The 16,839-nt window shown below is 37.6% G+C and carries 15 protein-coding genes; 10 read left to right on the top strand and 5 right to left on the bottom strand.

Going from position 1 to position 16,839, the window contains the following annotated elements:
* The 4 genes from A9J31_RS03960 to A9J31_RS03945 all read left to right on the top strand — a co-directional run.
* A partial coding sequence (locus A9J31_RS03960) for a DUF2345 domain-containing protein (RefSeq protein ID WP_155857598.1) occupies positions 1–1,704 on the top strand: 1,704 nt, incomplete at its 5' end.
* Positions 1,705–2,610, top strand: a complete 906-nt coding sequence (locus A9J31_RS03955) for a DUF4123 domain-containing protein (protein ID WP_067762667.1) — start codon at positions 1,705–1,707, stop codon at positions 2,608–2,610.
* A gap of 82 nt (positions 2,611–2,692) precedes the next feature.
* Positions 2,693–3,133, top strand: a complete 441-nt coding sequence (locus tag A9J31_RS03950; protein ID WP_067762666.1) for a hypothetical protein — start codon at positions 2,693–2,695, stop codon at positions 3,131–3,133.
* Positions 3,134–3,142: 9 nt separating this feature from the next.
* Complete coding sequence (locus A9J31_RS03945) at positions 3,143–4,861, top strand: T6SS phospholipase effector Tle1-like catalytic domain-containing protein (RefSeq protein ID WP_067762665.1); 1,719 nt, start codon at positions 3,143–3,145, stop codon at positions 4,859–4,861.
* 71 nt (positions 4,862–4,932) lie between these two features.
* Here A9J31_RS03945 and A9J31_RS03940 read toward each other — a convergent pair whose 3' ends face one another.
* Positions 4,933–5,712, bottom strand: coding sequence for a ferredoxin--NADP reductase (locus A9J31_RS03940; RefSeq protein WP_067762664.1), 780 nt, complete (start codon positions 5,710–5,712; stop codon positions 4,933–4,935).
* Positions 5,713–5,818: 106 nt separating this feature from the next.
* On the opposite strand from A9J31_RS03940, the gene tsaA reads away from it, so the two are divergent.
* Positions 5,819–6,532, top strand: coding sequence for a tRNA (N6-threonylcarbamoyladenosine(37)-N6)-methyltransferase TrmO (gene tsaA, locus A9J31_RS03935; RefSeq protein WP_067762663.1), 714 nt, complete (start codon positions 5,819–5,821; stop codon positions 6,530–6,532).
* A 39-nt stretch (positions 6,533–6,571) separates the two neighbouring features.
* On the opposite strand, the gene A9J31_RS03930 is transcribed toward tsaA, so the two are convergent.
* Complete coding sequence (locus A9J31_RS03930; RefSeq protein WP_067762662.1) at positions 6,572–7,609, bottom strand: hypothetical protein; 1,038 nt, start codon at positions 7,607–7,609, stop codon at positions 6,572–6,574.
* A 210-nt stretch (positions 7,610–7,819) separates the two neighbouring features.
* Here A9J31_RS03930 and tfpB point away from each other — a divergent pair, with 210 nt between their 5' ends.
* From tfpB to A9J31_RS03910, 4 genes are all read left to right on the top strand, one after another.
* A complete protein-coding gene (tfpB, locus tag A9J31_RS03925; RefSeq protein ID WP_067762661.1) occupies positions 7,820–9,577 on the top strand; it encodes a type IV pilus assembly ATPase TfpB in 1,758 nt (585 codons plus the stop codon).
* 128 nt (positions 9,578–9,705) lie between these two features.
* A complete protein-coding gene (locus A9J31_RS03920) occupies positions 9,706–10,068 on the top strand; it encodes a NirD/YgiW/YdeI family stress tolerance protein (protein WP_067762660.1) in 363 nt (120 codons plus the stop codon).
* A 132-nt stretch (positions 10,069–10,200) separates the two neighbouring features.
* Positions 10,201–10,869 (top strand): response regulator transcription factor, encoded by a 669-nt coding sequence (locus A9J31_RS03915; protein WP_067762659.1) that lies wholly within the window; start codon positions 10,201–10,203, stop codon positions 10,867–10,869.
* A 3-nt stretch (positions 10,870–10,872) separates the two neighbouring features.
* A complete protein-coding gene (locus A9J31_RS03910; protein ID WP_067762658.1) occupies positions 10,873–12,195 on the top strand; it encodes a sensor histidine kinase in 1,323 nt (440 codons plus the stop codon).
* 140 nt (positions 12,196–12,335) lie between these two features.
* Here A9J31_RS03910 and hemP read toward each other — a convergent pair whose 3' ends face one another.
* Positions 12,336–12,506 (bottom strand): hemin uptake protein HemP, encoded by a 171-nt coding sequence (hemP, locus tag A9J31_RS03905; protein ID WP_067762657.1) that lies wholly within the window; start codon positions 12,504–12,506, stop codon positions 12,336–12,338.
* Positions 12,507–12,645: 139 nt separating this feature from the next.
* On the opposite strand from hemP, the gene A9J31_RS03900 reads away from it, so the two are divergent.
* On the top strand, positions 12,646–13,545 hold the full coding sequence (locus A9J31_RS03900; protein WP_067762656.1) for a thiamine phosphate synthase: 900 nt from the start codon (positions 12,646–12,648) through the stop codon (positions 13,543–13,545).
* Between the two features lie 206 nt (positions 13,546–13,751).
* Here A9J31_RS03900 and A9J31_RS03895 read toward each other — a convergent pair whose 3' ends face one another.
* Together A9J31_RS03895 and mrcB are read right to left on the bottom strand one after the other, a co-directional pair.
* The gene (locus A9J31_RS03895) at positions 13,752–14,327 is read right to left on the bottom strand and encodes a hypothetical protein (RefSeq protein ID WP_067762655.1); all 576 of its coding nucleotides are present in this window, start codon (positions 14,325–14,327) and stop codon (positions 13,752–13,754) included.
* Positions 14,317–16,710 (bottom strand): penicillin-binding protein 1B, encoded by a 2,394-nt coding sequence (gene mrcB, locus A9J31_RS03890; RefSeq protein ID WP_067762654.1) that lies wholly within the window; start codon positions 16,708–16,710, stop codon positions 14,317–14,319. Before mrcB ends, A9J31_RS03895 begins: the two co-directional genes overlap by 11 nt.
* Positions 16,711–16,839 lie beyond the last annotated feature (129 nt).

Raw genomic sequence — 16,839 nt, 5'->3', positions numbered from 1 at the left:
CAAGCGACTAAAGCATCCAACAGCCAAATTGAAAAACTGAATCAGAACTTAACACGCTATAACGAATTACAGTCCAAGCAATTCGCTGCACAATCGACCGTGCGTGATGTTCAAGTTGGCTATTGGTTTGAACTGAATGAACACCCAGAAATTGATCAGCATAGTGGTGCAGACAAACAATTTTTAATCACAGAAAAGAAATTCTATAACCAAAATAACTTACCCAAAGATCTCGCCGAACAAGTCAATCAACTGATTGAACAAAGTCAGTGGAAAATTAAACCGATCCATGAACAGGCAGAACGGCAAGCCAATAACTTAATTCTGCAACGACGTAATATTCCTACGGTTCCTGCATATAACCCACTCGAACACCGTCCAAGTACCCATCCGCAACGCGCCAAAGTGGTTGGGTCAAGTGGTGAAGAAATCCATGTCGATGAATGGGGACGAATTAAAGTTCGCTTCTTATTTACCCGTGGTGATGACCACAGCCATGATGGCGGTGCAGGCAGCAATGACAATGATACGGATTCTGCATGGGTCGATGTGCTTACCCCATGGGCCGGTGACGGTTATGGCGCACGCTTCTTACCGCGTATTAATGAAATCGTGGTGATAGATTTCTTTGACGGTAATATTGACCGACCATTTGTGGTGGGACGGATACATGAAGCACAGCGCAGTCCGACGCAATTTGATAGTAAAGGTAAACTGCCAGATACCAAAAAACTGGCTGGAATAAAAAGTAAGGAAGTCCAAGGTGAAGGCTATGGACAACTACGCTTTGATGACACGACTGGACAAATCTCGACGCAATTACAAAGCACCCATGGTGCAACTCAGCTCAACCTCGGTAACCTCAGTCATCCGAAAGAAACTGCAGAAAGTGAAGGACGAGGCGAAGGCTTTGAACTAAGAACGGATCAATGGGGCGCAGTGCGTGCAGGACAAGGGCTACTTGTCAGTACACACCCACAACAACAAGCAGCGGCAATGCACCTCGATGCACAAACAGCGAAAGAGCAAATCGAAGCCAACTTAAACAGCAGCAAAGCCTTAAGTGAAGTGGCGAAAAATCAACAAACTGACTCACTTGAAGTCTTGGATAATCTGAAAAACTTCCTTGGACAAATCGAAAAAGGCAGTAAAGAAAAAGCGGATGCCTTTAAACAAGCCTTAATGATTTTATCTGCACCGAACTCAATTGCTGTGAGTAGTCAGGAAGATATTCATCTTTCAGCAGATGGGCAGATCAGCCAAAGTGCAGGCGATAGCATCAACCTCAGTAGTCAAAAATCCTTGATTGTTCATGCACAAACTAAGATCAGTCTATTTGCAGCACAAGAGGGATTCCGTGCGTATGCAGGCAAAGGCAAAGTTGAAATCCAAGCTCAAGGAGATGGGGCAGATCTGATTGCACGAAAGGGTATTCAAATTATTTCTACGGAAGATACCGTTGAAATTAAAGCCAGTAAGAAAATAGTACTGACAGCTGGCGGTAGTCAAATTGAGATTAGCAGTGCAGGGGTATTGCCAACTACTGCTGGAAAGTTTGAGGTGAAGGCTGGGCAACATTTATTTTTAAATGGCTCGAAAGTCAATATAAGTCTTCCTTTTTTTCCTCAAAGTGTATGTTGGGAATGCTTGGCAAGAAGAGCGAGTCAAAGAGGTGCATTTGTAAATAAAGGGGATGGCCAATAGATGTCGAAAATATTAAAAAATGATTTAAGTCGTTTCTTTGAGCAATTCCCTAGAGAAAACTATTTTATATATGGGGTGATTGATGCTGCACAAGATAGTAGCTTTTTTAAACGTAAGGACATTTTGCAATCACGTAATATATTAGTTGAGGCAGCCGGTGATAAAGCATCGGAGTTATCACCACATTTAATTCAATTGAGTCATAATATAAATAGTTCTGAGTGGGAATATATTAATCATCGGATGGTTGGTACATCACGAATGACTTTAATTGTCACAATGCTAAGTTTTGATGACTTATATGCGCACTTAAGACAATTTATAGATGTTAAGTTTGAGGGGGGACTTGAAATGTATTTAGCATTTTGGGATCCTGCGATACTTGGTACATTAGTGGGGCAAACAACTGATAATACTTTATATGTACAGCAACAAGTCTTATTGGAAGAACAAAAGAAAATTCTTTTAAAACCAATTTATAGTTGGTGGTATTGGGATCGTTTAGGTCAAATACATACAATTATTGGTGATAATAATTGTGAATTACAAATATTTTATGATTGGCGCCAGCCCTTTGAATTTACAATTGAACAAGAAGAACTAATGGTCGAAGCTACTTTTCCTGATCATCTAATTTATTATTTAAAATTAAATAATCCGTTTTTGATAAAGTCATTCAATAATTGGGACTTGTATTTATATGTTATTGAAATGCTTAAAAAGGCTAGAGAATGTTCGCTAAATGGCACTAGAGATATTTTAAATTTTATATGTTTGACATTGATTTATAAAGATAAGTTTGAAAGTGATATGTTTTTGCAAAGTGTTCTTTTAAAAGTAAAAAATAAAATCATCAATATGGATCAGGCAATGGAAGAAATTGAAGATTTGATGCAGCTGAGCTAGTGCATTTATAGTGATTTAAATACTATGAATAGTAATAAATTACTAATTTAAAAATTGTATATTTAAAATTAAGGGTAAGTTAATGAATGTTTTAAAAAAAATTGTAATGCTGCCGATTACTATAATGATGGGTCTAGTTGGGTGTAGTACAGGCTCCACAAAAACATATGTTTTGACTACAACATCTTATGGTTACGATACCAATTATATCCCCTATATCGTTGAATTAAATCAAGAAGAATTAGGAGGTGGGTTTGGTAGTGGAACGAAAAGGTCAGCAGTTTTAATTGGGTCACAATTTGTTAAATGGGGTGAAACAAATAGTTCCCGCAAACATACAGCAATCAATGTTCCTATATTAACTTCTGAAGAAATAAAAGGTAAAAAATACTTAGCAGTGCATTTATATCCGGATGATAGTGTAGAGATTACCTTATCAAATGAATTGCCTCGTGCTACTAAAAAAGGTTTAGAGTGGAGAGCAAAAATAATTGATGAATTGAATGCAAAAGAAAAAAAATAAGAGAAGACTATGTTTAATGAATTACAGAAAATAAAGAATAGTAATCATGATATTGCTAATCAGAGTCCTAATGCTAAACAGGATTGTTCTGATGTAGTTAATATTTCAGTTTTTTTTGATGGAACTGGAAATAATTTAGAGAATGATGAAAAAATTGCCAAGTTAGCTAATCCTGCAAAACTATGGCGTAATGCTATTTCTTATAGTAACTTTGAAATGCGTTCTCTAAAAACACCTATACAGTTAAGTCATCCAATTTACATTTCAGGTGTTGGAACTCCATTTAATGGAGAGATTAATAATTGGATTGACAAACAAATAGCAAATTCTCAAGATACATTTCCTACTGGTGGCGCTACTGGAGTTGGCGGATCTAGGCGCTTAGAATATGGTGAAGACCAGATTAGTGAAACGTTAACCAACGTTTTAAAACTTAAAATTGAACAAGCTGAAGCGATTCTTAAGCCACAAGTTGAGGAACGTAAAATTGAAGCTGAAGCAAAAATCGAAGCTAATTTAAACCAGCATCGATTAATTAAAAAAATCAATCTATCAATTTTTGGTTTTTCCCGCGGTGCTGCATTGGCACGAGTGTTCTCTAATGAAATGATTTGGAATAACGAAAGTAAAGATTTAAGTTTAAACTACAGTCTAGCAGGACAATCTGAAAAAATACCTTTGGATATTCAATTTCTTGGATTGTTTGATACTGTAGCTTCATTTGGTTTACCAGCTACGAATATGCCGAATAAGTTGAGCTTTAGGGGACGGGATATGGTAGTTGATCCTAGGGTTAAAAATTGCTTGCATTTGGTTGCAGGTAATGAATTAAGATTTTCTTTTCCTGTTGATTTAATACGTAAAGATGGGAAATTAGCCAATCCAAATACGTGGAAAGAAATAGTTTATCCTGGTATGCACTCAGATGTTGGAGGCGGTTATCAGCCAAATTCACAAAGTGTAGATAATAATTTTGCAAGAATACCTTTAAAACATATGATGGAAGCTGCAGTATCAGCGAATGTAAAAATTTTTGACTATTTAAAATTAGAAAGCGAACATAAAGAACTATTTGAAAAAGAATTCAAGATTAATGAAGAAACACAACAATTATTTAATTCAGTTAAAAAAGAAGTAGGTGCTTCTACTGGTGTTACAGAACATGATATCCAAAATTACATGAAATTATATTATGGCTCTTATGGAACGTTACACCGAAGAAGACAAAAACATTTAATTAATGGTGATATTGAGCAAGCAAATGCTTCGCGTTCAGTTAGCCAAATTTCTAGGGAGGAGGGTGGTTTCGAGTTTCCAACCGGACCTGCTGATATGGCAACTGAAGTTGAACGTATTAAGTGGACAAAGAACTATACTACATTTAATCAGTCAAATATTACGGGTGTAAAACACCTTTTTAGAATATTTTATCCTGCTTTTAAACTGTATGAAATGCTTGTGCATATTGATGAGTGGGAATTGGAAAGTTGGGAAAAAGACGTCTCTCAAGAAGCTGTAGATTTTTATTCAAATTATATACATGACTCTAAATATGGGTTTGTGGCAAATGTAGAGCCGTTTAGTTATTTTAGACAGCGAACTGTATATGAGCCTAATCGTAGTTGGAAAGGACGTAGAACTGATAAAAAACTTGGATCTATATATGAACAGATACAAAAAGAACCTGAAGAGAAACCCTTAGAAAGCGATTCTATATGCCAAATTTAAAATACCAAGTGGGATGAATTAGCAGTAATAAAAAACGAGGCAAAAGCCTCGTTTTATCTGATTCAAACTAATTATTTTTCAACAAATGCACGTTCGATCACGTAGTCACCCAAAACACCCATCTTAGGCGATTCTTTCAGACCGTGGTGGTCAAGTAGTGCAGCAACGTCGTCTAGGAATGCAGGTGAACCGCAAAGCATTGCACGATCAGTTTCAGGGTTGAAACGTGGAAGACCGATTTTTTCGAAAAGTTGACCAGATTCAATTGCAGTTGTTACACGACCTTGAGTATGGAATTCTTCACGCGTAACTGTTGGATAGTAAACTAACTTTTCTTTCGCGCCTAATTCACCAAAGAATTCGTGGTTAGGAATTTCATCCAAAATTAAATCTTGGTAAGCCAATTCAGAAATGAAACGTGTACCATGTACAACGATGATTTTTTCAAAACGTTCGTAAGTTTCAGGGTCACGAATCACCGAAAGAAAAGGTGCAAGACCTGTGCCTGAAGAAAGTAGGTATAAGTTTTTACCAGGGTTTAAATCATCTAGAACTAAAGTACCTGTAGGTTTTTTAGACACTAAAATTTCATCGCCAACTTTTACCTTTTGTAAAATAGACGTTAAAGGACCATCTGGAACTTTAATAGAGAAAAACTCTAATTCTTCTTCATAGTTTGCGCTTGCAATAGAATAAGCGCGCATTAAAGGCTTACCATTTACTTCTAGGCCGATCATCACAAATTGACCGTTTTTAAAACGTAACGCTGTATCGCGAGTGGTTTTAAAAGAGAATAAAGTGTCATTCCAATGGTGGACGTGAGTAATCTTTTCGACGTTAAAAGCAGCCATTAAAGGTCTCAATAAAATTATCAAATTAGAACAGCTTACTATTCTAATCTAAAATCATTCTCGATAAACTGAATATATTTAATTGAACTTATCAGAAAAAGTGATTATGACTGAGCTTAAAATGCCAATTATCGGGTATATGAAATCTCCCTACCGAGAAAAATTTGGTATTCCACGTCAGCCGAATTTGGTTCAAGTCGAATCTTATATTGAAATGATAGCGCCGTATAATGATTTATTGGCTTTCGAGGGAATTGATGATTTCAGCCATCTTTGGCTGATCTGGCAATTTCATGACAATAAGAATGTCGAATCAAATAAGTTCCGACCTCAAGTTCGTCCACCACGCTTAGGAGGCAATAAAAAAATCGGGGTATTTGCGACACGGAGTATGTATCGTCCATCACCTATGGGGCTGTCTGTTGTGCAATTTAAAGAAGTCAAAAAAGTGGGTAAAGCCGTTCACCTTTATGTCACAGGTAGTGATTTATTGGACGGTACACCAATTTTAGATATTAAGCCTTATATTCAATACTCAGATGCAATTGTAGGCGCGAACAGTAGCTATGCACAGCAAGAACCCGTGAGAAAAACAGTAATCTGGTCAGAACAAGCCGAACAACAAAAACAGCAATTAATCAAGCTGGGCAGCTTTACACCAAAATTGGTAGGGGAGTTGGAGCAAGTATTAGCTTTAGATCCTCGTCCTGCCTATCAACATGATGATGAACGTATTTATGGTATGTTGTTTGGTGGTTGTAATGTGCGTTTTTGCGTAGAGACCAATAAAATTGTTGTACACGAAATTCTAAATAGTTAAAAAAGATCAGGTTTTAAACCTGATCTTTTTGAAAATGAATTACTTTAATTTAGAGTATTTATCAATTTCAGTACTAGCGATATTGTTAAATAGCGAGCATTCATTTTTGATTGCTTCTACATAGTTAGTTTCAACTTTTGCTTCCAGGCTATCCTTTCCATAATTTTGAATCGCCTCATCTAAGTCAGCTTGATAGTCTTTAATATCATTAGCCAATGTGTAAGTGGTCCCTGATTTATAGTATGAGCCATAACGATAATTTTGATTAAACTGCACATAAGCATCAAAATCATAATTTACAGGTTGATTTTTCGAAATATAAACTGGATAAGAAGCTATGTTTTGGATGGTATAACCGTCATCTAAATATTCAGTAGGATCAAAACCATTAATGTTGTCACCAAGGAGTTCAACATAATTTTTTGAACTTGATGATGTTTTCAATCTTAGGCAAGTTGAACCTTGGGGAAAAGTTTTTCCTTTTAATTTTGAATAATAGAAACTTGGGAATGTGCCTAACTTCGTTGCTAACGTAGTATCTGCACCTGAAAGATAATTAAATGTGTCTATATAATAGCCAATTTCTTTACCTGTTAAATTTACCACTTCGAAATTTTGAGTCAGTTTCAGACCATTGAAGTTTTGACTAGATGCTGGTGTGAAAACCCATTGACTATCATTTTTAGAAATTAAATTGGCAAATTTATAACCATATTCGGTTTTGTTCAGCGCTGGTGTATACAATCCTTCGTCAGTTAAATAATCAAAAATTATCCACTTTAAATCGTAATCATCATTGTTATTACTTAAATAATCAATATTTAAATAAATGTTATTATTTTGAATATTGAAATGCATTTTATCGAATAAATTGTCACTTCCTTCCCAATATGATGATGAGTAGATTGACCATATTTGATTATCTACAGAACCTGAACCTGAACCTGAACCTGAACCTGAACCTGAACCTGAACCTGAACCAGTTTCAGGTGAGTTATTACCTGAAGAGCCTCCACCGCCACAGGCAGCTAATGCAAAAACACTAAAAATGGCTAGGCTTAAAGTTTTAAATTTCATGTTACCCTCATTATAAATTATTAAATACGTCACTATTATTTGTGACTGTGGCACATAGTATAGTAAAAACAAAAAAAGTGAATAGTGAAAAATAACTAATTTAAATTAATGATTTAAGTTAAATTTTGCTTAATAATTAAAGTAAAAAATATTGCGTTTTACGTAGCTGGTTTTGTTATAGTAAACCCTATGTTTGGGGAACATAGAACAATGACTTTTAATTTTGAAATTGACACTTCTTGGTGTTTAGACCAATTACAAAAAGATGGGCGAGTGAGTGAGCGTGATAAATTACGGATACAGACTACACATCGTCAGCGCGAACAACTGAAATGGCATCCTTTACAATGGATTGCCAATTTTAATTTAGTCGATCAAAGTCATCCTCAAACCACATTAACCTTGAACCGACTGTGTCAGTGGTTGGCAGAAAAAGCAGGATTACCTTTTTATATTATTGATCCTTTAAAAGCCGATGTTGCAGCATTGACCAGTGTAATGTCACAGGAGTTTGCAGTACGCAACCGAATTTTAGCTGTAGAACTGCAAAATGAACATGTCCTGATTGCTACAGATCAACCTTATAAAAGTGAATGGGTTGCTAACTTAGAGCGAAGTGTTCTACCACGTAAAATTCAACGTGTCCTTTTAAGCCCAGATCAACTACAACGCTACCTGGTGGAATATTATCAAGTCAGTCGTGCAGTGAGTAATTCGCAAAAATCATCGAGTTATGATCGTGAAAATAAAGGGGTCGAAGCCCTACTGCAATTAGGTGATACACAAAATCCAGATGCCAATGATCAGCACATTGTCAAACTGGTCGATTGGGTGCTGCAATTTGCCTTTGAACAAGGTGCAAGTGATATACATTTAGAACCACGTAAAGACACCGGTAAAGTCCGATTCCGTATTGATGGGGTGCTGCATACTATTTATAACATGCCCGCGAATACACTCACTGCCGTGGTATCACGAATCAAAATTTTAGGACGTATGAACGTTGCTGAAAAACGTAAACCGCAAGATGGTCGACTCAAAACACGAACACCTAAAGGACAAGAAACAGAACTTCGTCTTTCAACTTTGCCAACTGCTTTTGGCGAGAAGCTGGTCATGCGTATTTTTGATCCAGAGGTTTTAGTCAGAAGCTTTCAACAACTTGGCTTTGATGGTCGCTTGTTAGATGATTGGAATACATTAACCAGTCATAGTCACGGCATTATTTTAGTGACAGGGCCTACGGGTTCGGGTAAGACCACCACCTTATATTCATCGTTAAAGCAATTGGCGACTGAAGAAGTCAATGTTTGTACCATTGAAGACCCGATTGAGATGTTAGAACCTAGCTTTAACCAAATGCAAGTTAATACAGGCATTGACCTAGGTTTTGCAGATGGTGTTCGTGCTCTCATGCGACAAGACCCTGATATTATTATGGTTGGAGAAATTCGTGACCATGATACGGCAAATATGGCGATTCAAGCGGCGCTCACAGGGCATTTAGTACTTTCAACGCTACATACGAATGATGCGCCATCAAGTTTGACGCGTTTGCATGATTTAGGCATTCAACCCTTCTTAACGGCTGCAACGATATTAGGTGTATTAGCACAGCGATTAGTACGTCAGTTATGTCCGCACTGTAAACGTGAAACCTTTATCAATGAGCAAGAGTGGAAGCACCTTACATTTGACTATAACTTAGAAATGCCTAATTTTGTCTATGAAGCAGTAGGTTGTGATGAATGCCGTCAGACAGGTTATAAGGGGCGTGTCGGAATCTATGAATTTATGCCACTGAGTTTGGAAACTAAACAGCTGATTGGTGCAAATGCCACACTAAATCAACTGCGCCAGCAAGCGCGTAAGGAACAGATTGAGCCATTGCGTATTGCAGGTGCACGTAAAGTCTTAGCAGGTGTGACTACATTAGAAGAAGTCCTGCGTGTCGTCCCTCTAAATTAAATGATCGTTGTTCAGTACATCATTCTAAATTTAAGCATCAATACTCAATATATTTATCTTAAGATTCGGCTCATCTTGCTTTGTTTTAATACTTATATCGAAACAGAGCAAGTCATAGAGAGAAGACGATGAATAAGATGAAATCTGTAGCATTAGGTTTAAGTTTGGCAACTTTAACTTCAGTTGCAATGGCAAATACGGCTGTGAATCACACTGCTGTGACACCGCTGAAAACAACCAGTGTTAAACAAGCACTCACTCAAAAAGATGACACAAAAGTACAACTTCATGGCTATGTAGTGAAATCTTTGGGTGATGAGAAATATCAATTCCAAGATAAAACCGGCAGTGTTACGGTCGAAATTGATAATGAGCTTTGGCAAGGCAAGCCTATTTCAGCAAAAACACCCGTCACATTAATTGGTGAAATAGACATTGATCATAAACCTACAAAACATGTGGAAATTGATGTCGATCATGTGAAGTTCTAAAACTATTCAAATACTTTATTTGAATATTGAAAAAACCACATCATTCGGTGTGGTTTTTTTATTGAATTCTTTTTTAATAAATCGGTTTTTCGTTACACTCAAACTAAGTCAACTACTCAAAGAGGGAGCTGAATGCGTATACTTTTAGCAGAAGATGATGCTTCACAGGCAGACAGTATTAAAACCTGGCTAGAAATGGATGGTTATAGTGTTGATTGGGTTGAACGTGGCGACCATGCCTTATTGGCCATTGAACAGCATGTTTATGACTGTGTATTGCTGGATCGTGGTTTGCCGAAAGCTACGGGCGATGAAATATTAAGACGACTCAGACAAGTGTATCCACTAACACCGGTTATTTTTATTACTGCACGTGACAGTATTGCAGATCGGGTCGAGGGATTAGATTTAGGAGCACATGATTATTTAGTTAAGCCCTTTAGTTTGGAAGAGCTTTCTGCTCGAGTGAGGGCGCAGTTACGTGTACAACATCAACAAGCTGATAATCATCTGAATTTTGCTGAATTAACCTTAGATACACAGGCGAAGACATTACATAAAAATAATGAGTTAATTGCCTTAACCTCAAGAGAGTATCAAATACTGCATAAAATGATGCTGCATCCTGAACATATTATGACCCGTGAGCAGCTAGAAGAATCGCTTTATGCATGGGGCGATGAAATTGAAAGCAATGCCATCGAAGTTTTTATTTATCAATTAAGAAAGAAAATTGGCAGTCACTATATTAAAACAGTACGTGGCTTGGGATATCGCATGAATTTACCGGAATCGAGTTAAATTATGGCTGCAAAGCAAAGCGTATCATTACAAAAGCAACTGATAAAAACTTCTCTGCTCAGTGCAATTTGGGCAGGACTGATTTCATTGTTTTTGATGGTTGGTTTTGGCTTATACCATGTAATGAGTGTCCATGATGAACTGATGGATGAAGTTGCCGATATGCTTATTGCAACAGATTTAACACAAGTAAATGGTAAGCAAATAGATGAACTCAGTGAAGAGTTCGACATGCATTATCAACTTTTTCGTGGTTCAGATCTTTTAACACAATCTGAAAAAAATGAAGAAGTGAACACAACTGCTATGGCTATCGAAAATGGACATCATTTTGTATGGTCTGATGGACAATTGTGGCGTAGTTATCAACAGCAGGATGATGGTTTAACGGTACAAATTATTCAGCCGATTGAAAAGCGTGTGCTGGAAACCTTACAAAGTGTTATGGGATACGCAGGTATTCTACTGATTGTATGGTTAATACAGTGGCTACTTTTACATATTTATATTAAACGCCAGCTAAAAGTACTAAATATTTTTTCAGCCAAAATTGCACAAAAAAGCGCTGATGACTTAGCACCTATTAAATTACCTCATCCTATTTTAGACGAACTTGCTCCTATTCAAACACAGCTTAATTATTTACTCCAGCGGCTAGAATTATCCTTACAAGCGGAGCAGCGATTTACGGCGGATGCTTCACATGAGTTACGTTCACCACTTTCTGCAATACAGATGCGTCTGCAAGTATTAAAAAGAAGATATCCAGACATACAACAAGATTTAGAGGTCATTCAAAAAGATGTGACTCGCGGAACACGTGTTTTAGAAAATCTATTAATACTCGCTCGTTTAGATCCGACAGATACAGCTCAAGTGGAAAAGCAAAAGGCAGATTTGCAGCAAGTGACTTTACAGGCGTTTGAAGCTTTACAACCATTTGCCGATGAAAAAGGTACACATTGGAAAATGAATACCTTTCCTTTGCATATCAATATGAATAGTGAGTTGATCTACACCTGCATTCGTAATTTGATTGATAACGCGATACGTTATACACCAGAGCAGGGCAAGGTTCAGATTGATTTTATAGATGAGCTAAAAACCGTGATTTGGCAAATTGAAAATACAGGACTGGGCTTAACTGAACAGGAAATTCAGCGTATTGGTGAGCGCTTTTATCGAATACTAGGTAATAAAACCGAAGGTTCTGGATTAGGTGTTTCTATTGCGCAAAAAATTATTCAATTGCATCAGGGGACACTGGAAATAGCTGCATCTCAACTTGGGGGACTAAAGATTCAAATTAGATTGCCGAAAAATTAAATTGGATCTTTACTGATAATGTGCAAATGGATTGAATGGATATTTATTTCACTGAAAATTAAAAAGCAGCATGGCGTGACATGCTGCTTGTTTCCACGATTATTTTTATTGCGCTGATAATTATTATTCTTATCTGAAAATTATTTGGTCAGAATAAGTCGGTTATTACGTGTTAAGCGTAAGCGATATTCTTCACCCGCATGCATAATGCGAATTTCACGACCCAATGCAAATAGGTTATTTGAGTGCAGCATTGGTAGTGAATGGTGTGTTTCGTTAGTGCGTGTAAAAAAGCTAAATGGTGCGTTCATTCCGTCGACTCCGTGGTGTATTTCTGAATGGTTTAAATGATAATCATTATCGAATAGAGCTGTCAACGTTATTTTTATTAATTTATAAAAAAGTTAAATTTGCTTACACTTGGGCATCAAATGGTACAGAGCAGGGATCATGTCTAAACCACAATTAGATGTCGCTATCGCAATTTTATTACATCAAGATAAAGTACTGGTCGGTTGGCGTGAAGCAAAACAGCATCAGGGCAATAAACATGAATTCCCTGGAGGGAAAGTTGAACAGGGAGAAACTCCTTTAGCAGCTTGTCGCCGAGAAATCTTTGAAGAGGTCGGCGTCGGAATTCAAGACTGGCATGCTTTTGATTATATTCAGCATGAATATGATGATATTGTGGTGAAATTACATTTATTTCATGCGGTGGTGCCGAATGAGCTGCTAAATGAAATACAACAGCCTTGGGCCTGGTATACGCGTCAGCAATTGCTTAATTTAAATTTCCCTAAAGCCAATCAGTCAATTGTAAAACGCTTGGTTTGGGCAGAAAAAATAAAAATTATTGACCACTTAGAAAGTTCAATTTCTTTGTTGTCTGAATATTTATATTACTGGCGTGTCGAAGCAACAGAAAAGAATGCGGAGTTACTCAATCAACTTGAAAGTGAGTCACTTGCACAGTTAATTGTAAATATTGAACTATATAAATTGTTAAATGTCGAAACTCAGGCTCAGATTTCAACTATTCATATTAAACAGCAACAACTCATGCAGATGACGGCGAAGGATTTAATCATAAGTAAACGATATATTGCCGCCTGTCATGATGTAGTGTCGGCTCAATATGCCCAAAAAATAGGGTGTGATGCGGTATTACTCAGTCCGGTATTTGTAACCGCAACACATCCAGATGCGAAAGCGTTGGGCTGGGACAAATTTACTGAGATTGCAGGATCGTTGGATATCCCAGTATTTGCCTTAGGCGGCATGTCATTGGATGTAATAGAGACTGCTCAGCAACACCATGCATATGGTATTGCAGGCATTCGTTTCTTGTAATGTCTATCCATTTTAAATAGATAACGAGATAGATAGTGTTTTAAATGCTCATTTTCGAAATATGAAGTATTCATAAATAAAATCTATCGAATCTCATACTATGCTTTTGATTGTTACTATTAATAAGTAAGTAATTAAGTAAATAAATAGGTTTGTAACGTAATAAAAAAAGCCTCGATGATCACGAGGCTTTTTTATGGATTTATTTATAGTGTTTTTAACGCGTTTTGTGCTTTGCTAATGGTCGACGTTTTCTTTTGCATTTGACCTGCTTTGAGAACCACATTCCATAATTGTTTTTTCATAGCATTGCTTTGCGCATAACTTAAACCACGGAGTGCCAATGCTTCAGCATTTGCAGGTTGGTTTTTGCGATTGGCAATCATGCCTAAATATAAAAATGTTTCGGCAGATTGGGGGGCAAGACGCTGGGCTTGCGTTGCCGCTGCTTCTGCCTCATTCCATTTGCCATTGGTGTAAGCTGTTTGGGTGTTTTGAATTAGTTTTTTAAACGCAGGTAGATCCCGGCCATCGTCAAATTTTTGAACTTGAGTTTTTTGTTCAGGAATAATGATACGTTGGCGTTTAATTTCAGGATGGTCATAAGGTGTAATAATAACGCCAGATGGTTCATGGATGTCCGCTTTTTTTTCAGGCTGATTTGCCGGTTTGGTGTCTGGTTCTACCTGCGGAAGACTCTGACAGCCTGCGAGTGTCATAACCAGCAGGCTAGGGAACAACAGCGTTAAAAATGCATTTGAATGACGTAAATTAATTTGCATACTCTCCACTTGAGATAATACGAGGTTGATCAGTTGTACCCTGATTAGACTCGGATTCACTTTCACGAATGTAGTCGCCTAAAGTATCATCTTGCTCATTTACAGGCTGTGTTTCTTCAGTGTTAACTGTGTAAGGTTCTACTTCATATTGTGTAGAACCACATGCAGTTGCTTGGTTTGGTATCGAGTTACGCGATAGTGGAATGTATATCGCACCTGTACAATGTTGAGCAGATAAATTACCTGAATAACGATCTAGCCACTGCCATTGCACGCTGTCTGGTTGTCGTAAATTAACGGGTTTTTGACGCAATTGCTTCATAACATTGGTCCATACAGGCAGAGCGCCTGATGAACCAGTTAAGCCTGTTACTTTGTTATTATCTAAGCCTAACCAAACCACACTGAGGTAATTACCTGAGTAGCCTGCAAACCATGAGTCACGGGTGTCGTTGGTTGTTCCTGATTTACCCGCAAGTTTAAGTGATGCTGGAAGTGAGGCATAAGCCGAACGACCTGTACCAGCACTCATAACTTGTTGTAAGCCATAGTTCAAAATAAAGGCTGAATCAGGAGCAATGGTTGGTTGAACCGTTAAACTATAACGATCTAACATTCGACCGTTCGAGTCCACAACCGAGCGAATAGCTTTGGTTGGGTATTTAAAACCACCAGTAGCGAAGTTGCCATAAATACTCATGACTTCCATAGGTGACATATCAATGGCACCTAAGTAAATAGATGGGTAATTCGGAATATTCGAAGTCACACCAAACTTTTTCAAATGATTGATGAACGTCGACATCCCAAATTCTTGACCTAAGCGCACGGCTGAAAGGTTATAAGAATTAGCGAGCGCATCAACCATTGGCACGACACCATGTGCGCCGCCACTGTAGTTTTTCGGTGTCCATGCTTTACCATCACTTTGTACGCTAATCGGGCTGTCCTCAATTTGACTTGCCCAGTTATATCGATTTGATTCAATTGCGCTTAAGTAGATAACGGGTTTTAGCAGTGAGCCCACTTGGCGTTTTGCATCCATCGTTCGGTTGAAGCCAGTAAAATCTTGGGTAGAACCGACAGCAGCGACCAATTCACCATTTTCAGGATGTGACACCAATACCGCACCTTGCAAGTCTTTTAACCGTGCAGGATTGGCATTACTTAAACGTTGTACTGAGGCTTTAAAGGCATCCTGTACATGAGTTTGTGCAATTGGATCCATAGTGGTGAAAATACGCAAACCTTGATTGGTCAAATCACTTTCTTGATATTCGGTACGTAGTTGACGACGTACAATATCCATAAAGTCAGGGAAGCGAGAAGGGCCAAGTGTTGGTTTTGAAATAACATTTAAAGGACGTGCAGACTCAGTTTCATATTGTTCCTGAGTTAAGTAGCCCATGACCACCATATTATTCAATACGATGTTGCGACGTTTGGTTGCAAGTTCAGGGTTTTTCCATGGATTATATAGGGTAGGGCCTTGAACTAAGCCAACCAAATAAGCTTGTTGTGCAATATTAAGTTCACGAAGAGGTAAGCCAAAATAGAATTGTGAAGCTAAACCATAACCATTGATAGAATAGTTACCGTTCTGACCTAAGTTCACTTCATTTAAGTAAGCTTCTAAAATTTCATCTTTGTCGTAATGTAGCTCAATTAACATTGCCATTAAGGCTTCATTGGCTTTACGTTTGATGGTCTTTTCAGGAGATAAATAGAAGTTTTTCACCAACTGTTGCGTTAGTGTCGAACCACCTTGACGCTTACCACCAGTCACATTACTTACAATTGCACGCGCTGTACCACGGAATGAAATACCATGGTGCTGATAGAAATTACGGTCTTCCGTTGCGATTAGAGCTTGGATTAAAGGTTTTGGCACTTTATCCAATTTAATCAATACACGGTCTTCGTTGTGCTGCGGGAAAATACCGCCAATCAGCATGGGTTCTAAACGTGCAATACCACTACTAGAAGGTTTAGTTGCACTCACCTCGGTAATTTGGTCTGCACCAAAAGTAATTTTAAGAACTTGTTCAGGGTCGACACTATCACCAAAGTCAAAACCTCGGGTATGAATATAGGTCACATTCCCAGAAGTAACATAATTGCCCGTTTTGGCATAGCTGTCTTGTGATTTATAACCCAATAGTTTGAGTTCTTCGTTCAAATCAGCTTGGCTCACAGGGGCATTGGTATAAATTTCTAAAGGACGAGCGAATACCTTAGCTGGAATGTCCCAACGTTGTCCTTCAAATTTATCCCGTACGATATTATCAAGACGAATGAGATAAATGCTGAACACTAAAAATCCGCCGATAACCAGCAGCGAAAAAATAAGTGCAATTAAGCCTATGCCACGTTCAGACTTCATAAATACTGATAAGACCCTGAGAAATTTTGCTAATCATGCGAAGCTTTTCAGTATTTTGCAATATTTAAACTGTTATATGTATGCAAAATATGAGAAGAAAAGCATTAACAATGGAACTTTAAAGTTTTT

This window comes from Acinetobacter gandensis, from assembly GCF_001678755.1.
GTDB classification, from domain to species: domain Bacteria; phylum Pseudomonadota; class Gammaproteobacteria; order Pseudomonadales; family Moraxellaceae; genus Acinetobacter; species Acinetobacter gandensis.
The sequence above is the reverse complement of the archived record's forward strand: the minus strand, read 5'-3'. Positions and strand labels throughout refer to the sequence as shown.

What these genes read in the sequence shown, in the direction of transcription:
- A9J31_RS03955 (WP_067762667.1), top strand. Translation starts at nt 1,705, where the DNA reads ATGTCGAAAATATTAAAAAATGATTTAAGTCGTTTCTTTGAGCAATTC.
- A9J31_RS03950 (WP_067762666.1), top strand. Translation starts at nt 2,693, where the DNA reads ATGAATGTTTTAAAAAAAATTGTAATGCTGCCGATTACTATAATGATG.
- A9J31_RS03945 (WP_067762665.1), top strand. Translation starts at nt 3,143, where the DNA reads ATGTTTAATGAATTACAGAAAATAAAGAATAGTAATCATGATATTGCT.
- A9J31_RS03940 (WP_067762664.1), bottom strand. Translation starts at nt 5,712, where the DNA reads ATGGCTGCTTTTAACGTCGAAAAGATTACTCACGTCCACCATTGGAAT.
- tsaA (WP_067762663.1), top strand. Translation starts at nt 5,819, where the DNA reads ATGACTGAGCTTAAAATGCCAATTATCGGGTATATGAAATCTCCCTAC.
- A9J31_RS03930 (WP_067762662.1), bottom strand. Translation starts at nt 7,609, where the DNA reads ATGAAATTTAAAACTTTAAGCCTAGCCATTTTTAGTGTTTTTGCATTA.
- tfpB (WP_067762661.1), top strand. Translation starts at nt 7,820, where the DNA reads ATGACTTTTAATTTTGAAATTGACACTTCTTGGTGTTTAGACCAATTA.
- A9J31_RS03920 (WP_067762660.1), top strand. Translation starts at nt 9,706, where the DNA reads ATGAATAAGATGAAATCTGTAGCATTAGGTTTAAGTTTGGCAACTTTA.
- A9J31_RS03915 (WP_067762659.1), top strand. Translation starts at nt 10,201, where the DNA reads ATGCGTATACTTTTAGCAGAAGATGATGCTTCACAGGCAGACAGTATT.
- A9J31_RS03910 (WP_067762658.1), top strand. Translation starts at nt 10,873, where the DNA reads ATGGCTGCAAAGCAAAGCGTATCATTACAAAAGCAACTGATAAAAACT.
- hemP (WP_067762657.1), bottom strand. Translation starts at nt 12,506, where the DNA reads ATGAACGCACCATTTAGCTTTTTTACACGCACTAACGAAACACACCAT.
- A9J31_RS03900 (WP_067762656.1), top strand. Translation starts at nt 12,646, where the DNA reads ATGTCTAAACCACAATTAGATGTCGCTATCGCAATTTTATTACATCAA.
- A9J31_RS03895 (WP_067762655.1), bottom strand. Translation starts at nt 14,327, where the DNA reads ATGCAAATTAATTTACGTCATTCAAATGCATTTTTAACGCTGTTGTTC.
- mrcB (WP_067762654.1), bottom strand. Translation starts at nt 16,710, where the DNA reads ATGAAGTCTGAACGTGGCATAGGCTTAATTGCACTTATTTTTTCGCTG.